14 protein-coding genes are annotated in these 13,724 nt (G+C 60.5%); 8 read left to right on the top strand and 6 right to left on the bottom strand.

Going from position 1 to position 13,724, the window contains the following annotated elements; translation table 11 throughout:
• The first annotated feature begins 112 nt into the window (after window positions 1-112).
• The 6 genes from hemA to F2S13_RS19795 all read left to right on the top strand — a co-directional run bounded on the left by hemA (window position 113) and on the right by F2S13_RS19795 (window position 5,463).
• Entirely contained in the window at window positions 113-1,390 is a 1,278-nt protein-coding gene (gene hemA / locus F2S13_RS19770) for a glutamyl-tRNA reductase (RefSeq protein WP_166363880.1), read from the top strand.
• Window positions 1,387-2,469, top strand: a complete 1,083-nt coding sequence (prfA, locus tag F2S13_RS19775) for a peptide chain release factor 1 (RefSeq protein ID WP_166363882.1) — start codon at window positions 1,387-1,389, stop codon at window positions 2,467-2,469. Before hemA ends, prfA begins: the two co-directional genes overlap by 4 nt.
• Window positions 2,470-3,300 carry a peptide chain release factor N(5)-glutamine methyltransferase gene (prmC, locus tag F2S13_RS19780; RefSeq protein WP_166363884.1) on the top strand — a complete coding sequence of 277 codons (831 nt, stop codon included), beginning with the start codon at window positions 2,470-2,472 and terminating at the stop codon, window positions 3,298-3,300. It abuts the gene before it with no gap.
• Window positions 3,294-4,049 (top strand): molybdopterin-synthase adenylyltransferase MoeB, encoded by a 756-nt coding sequence (locus F2S13_RS19785; RefSeq protein WP_166363886.1) that lies wholly within the window; start codon window positions 3,294-3,296, stop codon window positions 4,047-4,049. Before prmC ends, F2S13_RS19785 begins: the two co-directional genes overlap by 7 nt.
• On the top strand, window positions 4,042-4,839 hold the full coding sequence (murI, locus tag F2S13_RS19790) for a glutamate racemase (RefSeq protein ID WP_166363888.1): 798 nt from the start codon (window positions 4,042-4,044) through the stop codon (window positions 4,837-4,839). Before F2S13_RS19785 ends, murI begins: the two co-directional genes overlap by 8 nt.
• 96 nt (window positions 4,840-4,935) lie before the next feature.
• Window positions 4,936-5,463 carry an acyloxyacyl hydrolase gene (locus F2S13_RS19795; protein WP_178119031.1) on the top strand — a complete coding sequence of 176 codons (528 nt, stop codon included), beginning with the start codon at window positions 4,936-4,938 and terminating at the stop codon, window positions 5,461-5,463.
• Window position 5,464: 1 nt separating this feature from the next.
• Here the strand turns inward: F2S13_RS19795 and phrB are convergent, their stop codons facing one another.
• The 4 genes from phrB to F2S13_RS19815 form a co-directional block, all read right to left on the bottom strand.
• The gene (phrB, locus tag F2S13_RS19800; RefSeq protein ID WP_166363892.1) at window positions 5,465-6,937 is read right to left on the bottom strand and encodes a deoxyribodipyrimidine photo-lyase; all 1,473 of its coding nucleotides are present in this window, start codon (window positions 6,935-6,937) and stop codon (window positions 5,465-5,467) included.
• Between the two features lie 11 nt (window positions 6,938-6,948).
• The gene (locus F2S13_RS19805) at window positions 6,949-7,896 is read right to left on the bottom strand and encodes a MerR family transcriptional regulator (protein WP_166363894.1); all 948 of its coding nucleotides are present in this window, start codon (window positions 7,894-7,896) and stop codon (window positions 6,949-6,951) included.
• Window positions 7,886-8,374, bottom strand: a complete 489-nt coding sequence (locus tag F2S13_RS19810; protein WP_166363896.1) for a DUF1722 domain-containing protein — start codon at window positions 8,372-8,374, stop codon at window positions 7,886-7,888. The genes F2S13_RS19805 and F2S13_RS19810 overlap by 11 nt, the downstream gene beginning before the upstream one ends.
• Before the next feature lie 129 nt (window positions 8,375-8,503).
• Window positions 8,504-9,493 (bottom strand): NAD(P)/FAD-dependent oxidoreductase, encoded by a 990-nt coding sequence (locus F2S13_RS19815; RefSeq protein WP_166363898.1) that lies wholly within the window; start codon window positions 9,491-9,493, stop codon window positions 8,504-8,506.
• Window positions 9,494-9,687: 194 nt separating this feature from the next.
• Here F2S13_RS19815 and F2S13_RS19820 point away from each other — a divergent pair, with 194 nt between their 5' ends.
• Both F2S13_RS19820 and hemH read left to right on the top strand, forming a co-directional pair.
• The gene (locus F2S13_RS19820) at window positions 9,688-10,590 is read left to right on the top strand and encodes a TIGR01777 family oxidoreductase (RefSeq protein WP_166363900.1); all 903 of its coding nucleotides are present in this window, start codon (window positions 9,688-9,690) and stop codon (window positions 10,588-10,590) included.
• Window positions 10,591-10,604: 14 nt separating this feature from the next.
• A complete protein-coding gene (gene hemH / locus F2S13_RS19825) occupies window positions 10,605-11,621 on the top strand; it encodes a ferrochelatase (RefSeq protein ID WP_166363902.1) in 1,017 nt (338 codons plus the stop codon).
• Between the two features lie 108 nt (window positions 11,622-11,729).
• Here the strand turns inward: hemH and F2S13_RS19830 are convergent, their stop codons facing one another.
• A complete protein-coding gene (locus tag F2S13_RS19830) occupies window positions 11,730-13,004 on the bottom strand; it encodes a uracil-xanthine permease family protein (RefSeq protein WP_166363904.1) in 1,275 nt (424 codons plus the stop codon).
• Window positions 13,005-13,006: 2 nt separating this feature from the next.
• A complete protein-coding gene (upp, locus tag F2S13_RS19835) occupies window positions 13,007-13,645 on the bottom strand; it encodes a uracil phosphoribosyltransferase (protein WP_166363906.1) in 639 nt (212 codons plus the stop codon).
• Window positions 13,646-13,724: the final 79 nt, after the last annotated feature.

Genomic DNA, 13,724 nt, shown 5'->3' on the forward strand with positions numbered 1-13,724 from the left:
TAATTGATGGCACTTCCAGGCACGGTCTATTGAGACAATAGACAGCGGAGGTTGTTCTCAATCTAGTGAAGTAGGACAATTGTCGGCTTCTCGACATCATCAGCGACCTTGAATGGCCTTCCTTGCCCTCGGTATCAACCATAAGACTGCCTCAGTAGACGTGCGCGAGCGCGTGGCGTTTACCCCTGAGCAGCTGGTTGAGGCCTTGCAGCAGCTCTGCCGCCTGACCAACAGCCGCGAAGCTGCGATCCTCTCGACCTGTAATCGCAGCGAGCTGTACATAGAGCAGGACCAACTGGGGGCCGACGGCGTGTTGCGCTGGCTGGCCGAATATCACCAGTTGAGTCTCGATGAGCTGCGCGCCAGTGCCTACATCCATGAAGACGACGCGGCGGTGCGGCACATGATGCGGGTCGCCTCCGGTCTTGATTCGCTGGTGCTGGGCGAGCCGCAGATTCTCGGCCAGATGAAATCGGCCTATGCCGTGGCCCGTGAGGCAGGCACCATCGGGCCGTTGCTGGGGCGCCTGTTTCAGGCGACCTTCAGTGCGGCCAAGCAGGTGCGGACCGATACCGCCATCGGCGAGAACCCGGTATCGGTGGCCTTTGCCGCGGTAAGCCTGGCCAAGCAGATCTTCAGCGACCTGGCCCGTAGTCAGGCCCTGCTGATCGGTGCCGGCGAGACCATCACGCTGGTCGCGCGTCATCTGTACGAGCAGGGCGTCAAGCGTATCGTGGTCGCAAACCGTACGCTGGAGCGAGCGAGTATCCTGGCCGAGCAGTTCGGTGCGCACGCGGTCCTGCTGGCCGATATCCCGCAGGAACTGGTCAAAAGCGATATCGTGATCAGTTCGACGGCGAGTCAGTTGCCGATCCTGGGCAAGGGCGCCGTGGAAAGCGCGCTGAAACTGCGCAAGCACAAGCCGATCTTCATGGTCGATATCGCCGTGCCTCGCGATATAGAACCGGAAGTCGGCGAGTTGGACGACGTTTACCTCTATTCGGTTGATGATCTGCACGAAGTCGTTGCAGAGAACCTCAAGAGCCGCCAAGGTGCGGCACAGGCGGCCGAGGAGCTGGTATCTGTAGGTGCCAACGACTTCATGCTGCGCTTGCGCGAGTTGGCGGCCGTCGACGTGCTCAAGGCCTATCGCCAGCAGAGCGAGCGCCTGCGTGATGAAGAGCTGCAAAAGGCCCAGCGTTTGCTGGCCAATGGCGGCAGCGCCGAAGAAATACTGGTGCAATTGGCCCGGGGCCTGACCAACAAATTGCTGCACGCGCCGAGCGTGCAATTGAAAAAGCTGTCTGCCGAAGGCCGCCTCGATGCGCTGGCCATGGCCCAAGAACTCTTTGCCCTCGGTGAGGGCCCGACGGATAAAACCCCGCAATGAAAGCGTCACTGCGCAATAAACTGGAGACGATCCAGGACCGCTTCGAGGAATTGACCGCCCTGTTGGGCGATGCTGAAGTCATTTCCGAGCAAACCCGATTTCGCGCCTATTCCAAGGAATACGCCGAGCTCGAGCCCATCGCGGCCGCCTGGCAGCGCTGGAGCAAAGTCCAGGGCGACCTGGAGGGGGCGCAGGCATTGCTCAAGGACAGCGACCCCGACATGCGTGAAATGGCTGTCGAAGAGGCGCGCGAAGCCAAGGAACAGTTGGCCGAGCTCGAAGGCCAGTTGCAGCGCATGCTGCTGCCCAAGGACCCTAACGATGGTCGCAACGTGTTCCTGGAAATTCGTGCCGGCACCGGCGGTGACGAGGCGGCGATTTTTTCCGGCGACCTGTTCCGCATGTATTCGCGTTACGCCGAACGGCGTGGCTGGCGGCTCGAGATCCTGTCCGAAAACGAGGGCGAGCACGGCGGCTATAAAGAGGTGATTGCCCGGGTCGAAGGCGAGCACGTCTATGGCAAGCTGAAGTTCGAATCCGGTGCCCACCGCGTCCAGCGCGTGCCGGAAACCGAATCCCAGGGCCGCGTGCATACTTCAGCCTGTACCGTAGCGGTATTACCTGAACCTGACGAGCAGGTGGCGATCGAGATCAACCCGGCCGACCTGCGCATCGACACCTACCGTTCGTCTGGCGCTGGTGGCCAGCACGTCAACAAGACCGATTCGGCGATTCGCATCACTCACTTGCCAACCGGCATCGTGGTCGAATGCCAGGAAGAACGCTCCCAGCACAAGAACCGCGCGCGGGCCATGTCGTGGCTTTCGGCAAAATTGAACGACATGCAGACCAGCGCCGCGCAAAATGCGATTGCCAGCGAACGCAAGTTGCTGGTGGGCTCGGGCGACCGCTCCGAACGCATCCGTACTTACAATTATCCACAAGGCCGCGTGACCGATCACCGCATCAACCTGACCTTGTATTCCCTCGATGAGGTCCTGGCAGGTGGTGTCGACGCGGTGATCGAGCCGCTGTTGGCGGAGTACCAGGCCGATCAACTTGCAGCACTGGGTGAGTAAATGACGATTATTGCCAGCCTGCTCCGTGGCGCAGAGCTTCCCGACTCACCGACGGCACGCCTGGATATCGAGTTGCTGCTGGCTGCGGCCCTGGGCAAAAGCCGCAGCTACCTGCACACCTGGCCCGAGCGGATTGTCAGCAGCGAAGCGGCGCAGACTTTTTCTGATTACCTGCAACGACGTCGTGCCGGCGAGCCAGTGGCCTATATTCTTGGCCAGCAAGGGTTCTGGAAGCTGGACCTGGAAGTCGCACCGCACACGCTGATCCCCCGTCCGGAAACCGAGTTGCTGGTAGAAACCGCGCTCATGCTGTTACCGGCTACTTCAGCCCGGGTACTGGATCTGGGCACGGGGACCGGTGCCATTGCCCTGGCCCTGGCCAGTGAACGTCCGAGCTGGCAAGTGACGGCGGTCGACCGGGTACCCGAGGCCGTAGCCCTGGCCGAACGCAATCGCCAGCGCCTGGAACTCGGCAATGTGACGGTGTGCAGCAGCCACTGGTTCAGTGCGCTCGAAGGTCAGCGCTATGACTTGATCATCAGCAACCCACCCTACATCGCTGCCTGCGACCCACACCTGGCGGCAGGCGATGTGCGTTTTGAGCCGGCCAGTGCATTGGTGGCCGGCGATGATGGGCTCGATGACCTGAGGGCAATCATTGCCAAGGCACCCGAGCATCTGCAGGAGGGTGGCTGGTTGCTGCTCGAGCATGGCTACGATCAGGCTGCAGCCGTGCGCGAGTTGTTGGCACGGCATGACTTCGAACAGATCGAAAGCCGTGACGACCTGTCCGGTCACCAGCGCATCAGTCTGGGGCGCCTGTCGTGCTGACCGATCAGGAGCTCCTGCGCTACAGCCGCCAGATTCTGCTGCAGCAGATCGATATCGACGGCCAGCTGCGGCTGAAGGCGAGCCGTGCCTTGATTATCGGGCTGGGCGGGCTCGGTTCGCCCGTGGCTTTGTACCTGGCGGCTGCCGGGGTCGGCGAGCTGCATCTGGCCGATTTCGACAGCGTCGATTTGACCAACCTGCAACGGCAGGTCCTGCACGACAGCCAGACGGTCGGCATGAGCAAGGTCGATTCGGCCATCTCCCGTCTGACGGCAATCAATCCTGAAATAGCCCTGGTTGCCCACCGAGTGGCACTGGACGAGGACTCGTTGGCTGCTGCCGTGGCTGCAGTGGATCTGGTGCTCGATTGTTCGGATAATTTTTCCACGCGCGAGGCGGTCAACGCCGCCTGCATAGCGGCCGGCAAGCCACTGGTCAGCGGGGCGGCGATCCGCCTGGAAGGGCAGCTGTCGGTGTTTGACCCAAGGCGTGGCGATAGCCCGTGCTACCACTGTTTGTACGGACATGGCAGCGAGGCCGAACTGACCTGCAGCGAGGCCGGTGTGGTGGGTCCGCTGGTTGGGCTGGTCGGCAGCCTGCAGGCGTTGGAAGCCCTGAAGTTGCTGGCGGGTTTCGGTGAACCCCTGGTCGGTCGGTTGTTGTTGATCGATGCCTTGGGCACACGTTTCCGCGAGCTGCGCGTCAAGCGTGACCCGGCTTGCACTGTCTGTGGCGATGCCCATGCTTGAAGCTCGGGCGCCGATTGGCGTATTTGATTCCGGCGTCGGCGGTCTGTCGGTGCTGGGCGAGATCCGTCAGTTGTTGCCTGATGAGTCGCTGCTGTATGTGGCCGACTGCGGGCATATCCCCTATGGCGAGAAATCCCCCGAGTTCATTCGCCAGCGCTGCCGATTGGTCGCCGAATTCTTTCAGGCTCGCGGTGCCAAGGCCTTTGTGCTGGCCTGCAATACCGCCACGGTAGCAGCGGTGGCCGACCTGCGCGCGCAATATCCGGACTGGCCCATTGTCGGCATGGAGCCGGCGGTGAAGCCAGCGGCGGCTGCCACCCGCACCGGTGTGGTCGGCGTGCTGGCCACTACCGGCACCTTGCAGAGCGCAAAGTTCGCCGCCTTGCTCGATCGCTTCGCCAATGACGTTCGCGTGATCACCCAACCCTGCCCGGGCCTGGTGGAACTCATCGAACAGGGCGAGTTGACCAGCCCGGTCTTGCGCGATCTGTTGGTCGGCTATGTAGAACCTTTGCTGGCGGCTGGTTGCGATACGCTGATTCTGGGCTGCACCCATTACCCCTTCCTCAAGCCGTTGCTAGGCGAGATGGTGCCGGAGTCGGTGGCAATCATCGATACGGGGGCGGCAGTTGCCAGGCAACTCAAGCGCCTGCTCGGCGAGCGGGAATTACTGGCCACAGGGCCTTCGTTGCCGGCGCAGTTCTGGACGAGTGCCGATACCGAGCATTTTAGAAATATCCTACCTATGCTGTGGATAAAGAGCGGGGATGTGCATAAATTCAACCTGTGAGCGTTTTGATTCAGGTGAACCAACGCATAGCTACCGGCCTCAATAAGTTGCCCGATGAGGCAACCTAGAAATCCAACAGCTGTACTGGAAAACAGGATGTTTCTCATGAAGAAACTGCTTGGTTTGGCTGCAGTTGCAGCCGTGATTCTGGGGCAATCCTTTACTTCACAAGCCGCCGATATATCCTTTTCCGTCGGCCAGACCGGTGACTCCTCCATGACCTATCGACTGGGCTTGCAGTCGAACTGGGACGCTAGTTGGTGGCAAAGCAGCACCGGTCACCTGACAGGTTATTGGGATGGCGCCTACACCTATTGGGAAGGTGACCGTACTTCCGCTGTTCACAGCTTGTCGTTTTCACCGGTGTTCGTATACGAGTTCGCTGGCGAATCGGTTAAACCTTATGTTGAAGCCGGTATCGGTGTTGCCGCGTTTTCGAGCACCGAAATTGAAGACAATGACCTGGGCGCAGCATTTCAGTTCGAAGACCGTATTGGTGGCGGCATTCGATTTGGCGCAGGGCAAGAGATCGGCTTTCGTGTGATCCATTACTCTAACGCCAAGATGCAGCGCCACAATGACGGCGTCGAAAGTTACGCGCTGCATTACCGCATGCCGTTGTAAATCAAGGTCGCAGGTCGGCTGCGGGATGCTCTTTAGTGCTGCGCCCTGGTTTCCGGTGATCAGGCAGGTTTTTAAATGCGTTCAATGCGCGCGCGCGGCTACTGGCCAGGTCGACGATCGGTTGTGGGTAGTCGGTGAGGGCAAACAACTTGCCGCGGGCGGCGGGGTTGTGGATATCTTTGTTGTTCAGGCTGGCGAGCTCCGGTAGCCAATGCTTGATAAAGCGTCCGTCGCTGTCGAATTTTTCCGATTGGCTCAGTGGGTTGAAAATGCGGAAGTAGGGTGCCGCATCGGTGCCGGTCGAGGCGCTCCACTGCCAGCCGCCATTATTGGCGGCCAGGTCGCCATCGATTAGATGACGCATGAAAAAGCGCTCGCCTTCTCGCCAGTCGATCAACAGGTTCTTGGTCAGGAACATGGCGACGATCATCCGCAGCCGATTATGCATCCAGCCGGTTTCCAGTAATTGGCGCATGGCCGCATCAATGATCGGAAAACCAGTGCGTGCCTGCTGCCAGGCGGCCAGGTCTTCGGGCGCATTGCGCCAGGCCAGTGCCTCGGTTTCGGGGCGAAAGGCTCGGTGCTGCGAGACCCGTGGGTAACCGACCAGAATGTGTTTATAGAATTCGCGCCAGAGCAGCTCGTTGATCCAGGTCATCACGCCGCTATTGCCACTGTCGAACTCACCGCAGTTACGTGCAAGCGCCGCATGCAGGCATTGCCGGGGGGAAATCACACCGGCAGCCAGATAGGCAGACAATTGGCTGGTGCCGGCTAGCGCCGGCAGATCTCGTTCACGTTGGTAGTGCTCGATCGGCTCATCGATGAAGCTGGCGAGGCGCTGGCTGGCTCGGGATTCACCGGCAGGCCAGATTTGGCGCAGTGTCGGGCCTGGAAGCGCGAAGCCGTCGATATTCTCGGGTACTGGATCGCTCTCGATAGCCAAGGCGCACTGCGCGCTCGGGCGTCGTATCAGATCGGGCAGCGAATGATGCAGGCGCTCATGGCAAACCTTGCGGAACTGGCTGAACACCTGGAAGTAGGTCCCGCTTCTGGTCAGCACAGTGCCGGGTTTGAACAATAACTGGTCGAGGTGGCCGTGAGCACCGATACCGGCGCTGCGCAGCCTGGTGATCACAGCCTGGTCGCGGCGGCTTTCATTGACACCGTATTCCTCGTTGAAATGCACTGTCGCGAAGTGGTGTTGCCGGCACAATTCGAGCAATACCTCGGGTACCTCATCCCAGGTGTCGGCATGGCGAATCAACAGTGGAATATTCAATTCGCCCAGTGCCCGTCTGAGCTCGCATAGATTTCGCAGCCAGAAATCCACTTTGCAGGCGGCGTCTTCGTGGCGTTGCCATTGCTGCGGGCAGAGCAGATAGACGGCGACAGTCGGCCCGCGTTCGCAGGCCGCCGTGAGAGCCGTATTGTCATTGATGCGCAGATCGCTACGCAGCCAGATCAAGTGCATGTCGATCCTGTTCATATCAATTGCGTCTGCAGAAGCTTCAGTTGCTGCAGGCACTGATATGCCGACAAGAGATCCTCGCGCAGGTGCAGCCCGGCAATGGCGGCAAGGTGCTTGCGCAGTTCTGCCTTGTGGATAATGACGGCAGAGCCACACAGGAGCTTCGGGCAGTCAATGCCTTTGAGCAGGCGGCCAAGCTGGATGGGGTCCAGCGCCTTGCTGGCGCTGAGCAGCACGGCACGTGCGGCCAGTCGATCGATCGCCAGTGCCAGTTCGCCGACCGGCAACGGCCAATCGAATACTTCCACAGGGCAGCCGGAACTGCTGACTAGCCAGGCGATCAGCCACAACTGCGGGTCCAGCGGCAAATCGGAGTGATTGATCAGCAGAAGCGGCGCGCCCGTGAGTTGTCGATTGTTGTAATAGATCCGCGCACCCAGTTTGCTGCGCAACCAGGAATGGAAAAACACCCGCTCCATCTGCATGCCAAATTGGCCTTGCCAGCGAAGTTCAAGGTCGGCCATCAATGGAATCAGCAGGTGCTCGCACAAGGTTGTCGGCGGGTAGAGCGCCATGGCTTGATTGACGCTCTCGTCGAGACGGCCCTCGTCCAGCTCGCCGACGCTGTGCATCAGTTTTTGGCGCAAGGGCAGCCAGTCACTGGCTTGCGACTGCACGAAGACCAACGGGGGAGACTGAAGCAGAGCCTTGACCTGGCTGGCTGACACGCCCCGGTTGAGCCAGATCAGGATATTCAAGATGCGTTGCACGTGCTCATGGTTGTACAGCCGATGCCCTTTGGCCGTGCGTTGCGGCACGATCAGGCCATATCGACGTTCCCATGCACGCAGGGTTACCGGGTTGACGCCCGTCTGGCGTGCCACTTCGCGGATCGGCAGCCATTGTTCTGCTTGATCGCAGAGAAGCCTTGGGCCGGAGGCGGCAGTGATTTCAGAGCGCATTTCGCGGGCCGGGTGCTTCCGGGTGCGGTTGCAGGTAGACCTGCTGGAGCACGTACGGGTCCGGGTGCTGTTCGAAGTGATGCTTGAGCAGGTCGATCGGCGCCGCCAAGGGGATAGCACCTTGGCGGTAGGCTTCGATCAGCTGGCGAATTTCCTGTTTGTCCTGTGCGTTGATGGAGTGGCGCAAGTAACCGCTCAGGTGCAACAGGACGTTGGCATGGTTGCCCCGTGTTGCACAGCGGTTCAGGGCATTCATCAACAGGCTGAAGTATCGAGGCCCCAGTTCTGTGGCATCGGAGCGTCCCATGCTGCCCAACAGCTTTCCAAGCACCCGGTATTGCGATGGGTTGTTGGCCATGAGCTGGTATTTGTAGCGCGCGTGGAAGCTCATCAATGCATGCCGGCTCAGGTCGCCTTGCAGCAGTTGCTGCCAGTCGGAACGGGCACGCATGCGAATGATGGCGTTCTCGCGGGGCATAGTTGACCTCTGCAGATAAACTTGTACGTAAATCTATAAATGTACAATTTCAGTTCATCATAGAAGCGATGGTGTACAAGTCAATAGGCCTGTACAACCTAAGTAGAGGTTTGGCTGCGCTCGATTTTACTAGTCCATATGTTCAAGCAAGCGCCGCGCGGCTTCCTGGCCGCTGAGCCAGGCACCTTCGACACGTCCCGACAGGCACCAGTCGCCACAGACGTACAGGCCCAGGTCGGCATCGGCAAGCGCGCCCCATTCATGCGCAGCCGCCGGGCGGGCATACAGCCAGCGATGGGCGAGGGTGAAGATCGGGGCGGGCACGACGCAGCCCAGGAGTTCGGCAAAAGCACCGTGCAAGTGTTCGATCACTTGCTCCTTGGACCAGCCAATATGCCGCTTGCTCCAAGTGCTGGTGGCATGCAGCACCCAAGTGTCCGGAGTACTTTCCCGGCCAGGCTTGCTGCGGTTGAGGGCAAGCCAGTCCAGCGGGCTATCCTGGACGAAGCAGCCTTGCATCGGGGTGTCCAGCGGCGTATCGAACGCCAGGGCAACGGCCCAGGTGGGCTCCATTTTTACGCCCGCTGCGACGTTTGCGAGTTTCGGCGCTACCTGCGTCAGCAAGGCATTGGCCTGGGGCGCGGGAACGGCAATGATCACATGGCTGAAGGGGCCGTGGTCGTGGTCTTCAGTGTCATGTAAATACCAATGCTGCTCGCCCTGGAAGACATCGCTGATCCGGCAGGAAAAGGTTCTCGGCAAATCACCGAGCATGGCCCGGGAGATGGCGCCCATGCAGGGTACGCCGACCCATCGGGTCTGCTCGTCGGGGGACGGCGTGAGTTCCCCGGCACGGTAGTTGTAAAGCTGCGGTGCCCACTCTTCGACGCAACCGATGGCTTGCCACTGTTGTAACTGGTCGACAAAGCGTCGATCCCGCGCAGTGAAATATTGCGCGCCCAGGTCCAGCGCGCCGGCATCACTGCGCTTGCTGGACATGCGCCCGCCGCAGCCGTGGCTCTTGTCGAACAAGTGAACGGCATGCCCGGCCTTGTGCAGGGCCTGGGCTGCCGAAAGTCCGGCAATGCCGGAGCCGATGATCGCGATAGGTACAGTCATAGTGGCCTCGTCACCTCTATACACAGACTACGCTGTAGGGCAAACCTGTACAATAACGAACTGCGGTATAACTTCATCCTTTCGTGGTCGGCAGGTTGGCCTATGGTTTAGCTCAGAGCTGGTCTGCAGTAAAAGAGCCTTGCTCTTAAAAATAGACTAGTGAATCACGCTCAACGCCACGCGAGGATGCGCAGATGCAAATATTGCTGACCGGCGGTACGGGTCTGATAGGGCGACAGCTCTGTCAGCACTGGTTAGGGCAAGGGCATCGACTCACTGTATGGAGCCGGCGCCCGGAGCAGGTGGCAAAAATTTGCGGCGCCGAGGTCAGGGGAATCGGCCAGCTCGAGGACTATGGTGCACAGCCGCTCGATGCCGTGATCAACCTGGCGGGGGCACCGATTGCCGATCGACCCTGGACGACACGGCGCAAGGCTCTGCTTTGGAGCAGCCGGATTACGCTGACGGAGCTATTGCTGGCGTGGCTCGAACGTCGCGAACAGCGGCCGGCCGTGTTGATCTCGGGTTCTGCCGTGGGTTGGTACGGCGATGCCGGCGAGCGTGAGTTGAATGAGGCATCGCAACCGGTGAAAGAGGATTTCGCCAGCCATCTTTGCATTGCCTGGGAAGAAACCGCCCAGCGTGCCGAAGCCTTGGGCATTCGCGTAGTGCTGGTGCGCACTGGCCTGGTTCTGGCCAGTGACGGTGGACTGTTGGCGCGCATGCGTCTGCCTTTCAAGATGGGCCTGGGCGGGCCGATCGGTGATGGCAGGCAATGGATGCCATGGATCCATCTGCAGGATGAAGTTGCCGCGATTGATTTTCTGTTGCACCTCAAGGACGCCAGCGGTCCTTATAATGCCTGTGCACCGGAGCCGGTACGCAATATCGAGTTCGCCCAGTGCTTGGGCAAGGTCATGCATCGACCGGCCATCATGCCGATGCCGGCGCTGTTGTTGCGCGCCGGGCTGGGTGAGTTGTCCGGATTGTTGCTGGGTGGGCAGAGGGCCCGGCCAGCTCGTTTACTGGCGGCAGGTTTCACCTTCCGTTTCACTGATGTGCAATCGGCCCTGGACGAGCTGTCCAGTCGCCTCTGAAATTAGGACGTTGCATGACCGATCATGCTTTGCTGCTGGTCAATCTGGGCTCACCGGCTTCGACCGAAGTCGCTGATGTGCGCAGCTACCTCAATCAATTTCTCATGGACCCGTACGTCATCGACCTGCCCTGGCCGATTCGACGTCTGCTGGTTTCGCTGATCCTGATCAAGCGCCCCGAGCAGTCGGCGCATGCCTATGCCTCGATCTGGTGGGATGAAGGCTCGCCCCTGGTGGTGCTGACGCGGCGTTTGCAGCAGGCGATGAGCGAACACTGGCCCCATGGCCCGGTAGAAATGGCCATGCGCTACGGCGAACCGTCGCTTGAGACCGTGTTGGCCCGGCTGGCGGCCCAGGGCGTTACCAGGGTAACCCTGGCGCCGTTGTATCCGCAGTTCGCCGACAGTACCGTGACGACCGTGGTGGAACTGGCCCGGCAGGTGGTGCGGGACAAGCAACTGCCCTTGCAACTGTCATTGCTGCAGCCGTTTTACGATCAGCCCGAGTACATCGATGCGTTGGTCGCCAGTGCCAGACCCTATCTGCAGCAGCCCTACGATCACTTGCTGTTGAGCTTCCATGGCTTGCCCGAGCGCCATCTGAAGAAGCTCGATCCCACCGGCAAGCATTGCTTCCAGGATGCCGACTGTTGCCGTAATGCCTCGCCGGAAGTCCGTGCCGTGTGCTATCGCGGCCAGTGCCTGCGCACAGCCCAGGTTTTTGCCGAGCGCATGGGCTTGCCCGAGGGCTCCTGGTCGGTGTCGTTCCAGTCGCGCCTGGGGCGTGCCAAATGGATCGAACCCTATACCGAAGCGCGGCTCGATGAATTGGCCAGGCAGGGGGTGAAGAAAGTCATGGTGATGTGCCCGGCGTTCGTGGCCGATTGCATCGAGACCCTGGAAGAGATCGGTGATCGCGGGCGCGAGCAGTTCCGTGAGGCAGGGGGGGATGAGTTGGTGCTGGTGCCTTGCCTGAATGATCACCCGGAGTGGGTGCGGGCGTTGAAGACGTTGTGTGAGCGGGCGGTCTAACCCCGTATTTTCTGTTGGCTGCACAGGTCTCATCGCTGGCAAGCCAGCTCCCACAGGAATGTACACCACTGAACCCTGTGGGAGCGGGCTTGCCCGCGATGCTTTTAACTATGGCAACTGATCATCCAGCGCCTTGTTCTTCCAGCTGTCATGCCCCGGCAGCAGCAGGTTCAAGGCGATGGCAACCACGGCGCACAGGGCGATGCCCTTGAGGCCGAAGTCGTCCGGGCCGGTACCGCTGCCGATCAGTACGCCGCCAATGCCGAATACCAGGGTCACTGAAACGATGACCAGGTTGCGCGCTTCGCCCAGGTCGATCTTGTGGCGGATCATGGTATTCATGCCCACGGCTGCGATCGAGCCGAACAGCAGGCAGAGGATCCCGCCCATGACCGGCACCGGAATGCTCTGCAGCAGGGCGCCGAACTTGCCGATGAAGGCCAGGCTGATGGCAAAAATCGCTGCCCAGGTCATGATTTTCGGGTTGTAGTTCTTGGTCAGCATCACCGCGCCGGTCACTTCGGCATAGGTGGTGTTGGGCGGGCCGCCGAACAGGCCAGCTGCAGTGGTAGCAATGCCGTCACCGAGCAGCGTGCGATGCAGGCCGGGTTTCTTCAGGTAATCGCGACCGGTCACGCTGCCGACAGCAATCACCCCACCGATATGTTCGATGGCCGGGGCCAGGGCCACCGGTACGATGAACAGGATGGCCTGCCAGTTGAACTCCGGTGCAGTGAAGTGCGGCAGGGCAAACCATGGCGCCGCCGCGATCTTCGCGGTATCGACCACGCCGAAGTAGAACGACAAGGCAAAGCCCACCAGCACGCCAGAGATGATCGGCACCAGGCGGAAGATGCCTTTGCCGAACACCGCAACGATCAGGGTGGTCAGCAGCGCCGGCATGGAAATCAGCATGGCGGTGCTGTACGGGATCAGTTCGGTACCGTCTCCTGCCTTGCCCATGGCCATGTTGGCGGCAATCGGCGCCATCGCCAGGCCAATGGAAATGATCACCGGGCCAATGACGACGGGCGGCAGCAGCCGGTCGATGAAGCTGGTGCCCTTGATCTTCACCGCCAGGCCCAGGAAGGTATAAACGAAGCCGGCGGCCATCACCCCGCCCATGGTCGCAGCCAGGCCGAACTGGCCCTTGGCGAGAATGATCGGGGTGATAAAAGCAAAGCTCGATGCCAGGAACACCGGCACCTGGCGCCCGGTGACCAGCTGAAACAGCAGAGTCCCTAAACCAGCGGTAAACAGCGCGACGTTCGGGTCGAGGCCAGTGATCAGCGGCATCAATACCAGTGCGCCAAAGGCTACGAAGAGCATTTGCGCGCCGGAGACGACCTGTCGCCAGAGCGGGTCCTTGAACTCATCCGGCATTATCAGGCGTCCTTCTGCTTGGTGCCGAAGATCTTGTCGCCGGCATCGCCCAGGCCGGGGATGATGTAGCCATGCTCGTTCAGGCGCTCATCAATGGACGCGGTGTAGATCTGCACGTCCGGGTGAGCCTTCTCTACCACGGCGATGCCTTCGGGCGCCGCCACCAGGACCATGGCGCGAATATCCTTGCAACCGGCCTTTTTCAGCAGGTCGATGGTCGCAACCATGGAGCCGCCGGTGGCCAGCATCGGGTCGATGATCATCGCCAGACGCTCGTCGATTTCCGGAACCAGTTTTTCCAGGTAGGTATGGGCTTCCAGGGTTTCTTCATTGCGGGCTACGCCGACGGCACTGACCTTGGCGCCCGGAATCAGGCTGAGCACGCCGTCGAGCATGCCGATGCCGGCGCGCAGGATCGGCACGACGGTAATTTTCTTGCCGGCGATCTTTTCGACCTGGACAGTGCCGCACCAGCCTTCGATTTCGTAGCTTTCCAGGGGCAGGTCTTTGGTCGCTTCGTAGGTCAGCAGTGCGCCGACCTCCTGAGCGAGTTCGCGAAAATTCTTCGTGCTGATGTCGGCGCGGCGCATCAGGCCGAGCTTGTGGCGGATCAGCGGGTGGCGGATCTCACGGATGGGCATAGGGAAAGGCTCCGGGGGGCGGGCAAAAAAACCGCGCTAGATTAATCTATTCAGCCGTTGTGTCCTATAAGCATTATTG

Origin of the sequence: Pseudomonas akapageensis, assembly GCF_011355085.1 — a bacterium.
GTDB classification, from domain to species: Bacteria; Pseudomonadota; Gammaproteobacteria; order Pseudomonadales; family Pseudomonadaceae; genus Aquipseudomonas; species Aquipseudomonas akapageensis.

Excerpts from the sequence above, each read along its gene's own strand:
- phrB (WP_166363892.1), bottom strand. The coding sequence starts at position 6,937 with ATGCACTTGATCTGGCTGCGTAGCGATCTGCGCATCAATGACAATACG.
- murI (WP_166363888.1), top strand. The coding sequence starts at position 4,042 with ATGCTTGAAGCTCGGGCGCCGATTGGCGTATTTGATTCCGGCGTCGGC.
- F2S13_RS19815 (WP_166363898.1), bottom strand. The coding sequence starts at position 9,493 with ATGACTGTACCTATCGCGATCATCGGCTCCGGCATTGCCGGACTTTCG.
- F2S13_RS19820 (WP_166363900.1), top strand. The coding sequence starts at position 9,688 with ATGCAAATATTGCTGACCGGCGGTACGGGTCTGATAGGGCGACAGCTC.
- F2S13_RS19830 (WP_166363904.1), bottom strand. The coding sequence starts at position 13,004 with ATGCCGGATGAGTTCAAGGACCCGCTCTGGCGACAGGTCGTCTCCGGC.
- F2S13_RS19795 (WP_178119031.1), top strand. The coding sequence starts at position 4,936 with ATGTTTCTCATGAAGAAACTGCTTGGTTTGGCTGCAGTTGCAGCCGTG.
- F2S13_RS19805 (WP_166363894.1), bottom strand. The coding sequence starts at position 7,896 with ATGCGCTCTGAAATCACTGCCGCCTCCGGCCCAAGGCTTCTCTGCGAT.
- F2S13_RS19810 (WP_166363896.1), bottom strand. The coding sequence starts at position 8,374 with ATGCCCCGCGAGAACGCCATCATTCGCATGCGTGCCCGTTCCGACTGG.
- hemH (WP_166363902.1), top strand. The coding sequence starts at position 10,605 with ATGACCGATCATGCTTTGCTGCTGGTCAATCTGGGCTCACCGGCTTCG.
- prmC (WP_166363884.1), top strand. The coding sequence starts at position 2,470 with ATGACGATTATTGCCAGCCTGCTCCGTGGCGCAGAGCTTCCCGACTCA.
- prfA (WP_166363882.1), top strand. The coding sequence starts at position 1,387 with ATGAAAGCGTCACTGCGCAATAAACTGGAGACGATCCAGGACCGCTTC.
- hemA (WP_166363880.1), top strand. The coding sequence starts at position 113 with ATGGCCTTCCTTGCCCTCGGTATCAACCATAAGACTGCCTCAGTAGAC.
- upp (WP_166363906.1), bottom strand. The coding sequence starts at position 13,645 with ATGCCCATCCGTGAGATCCGCCACCCGCTGATCCGCCACAAGCTCGGC.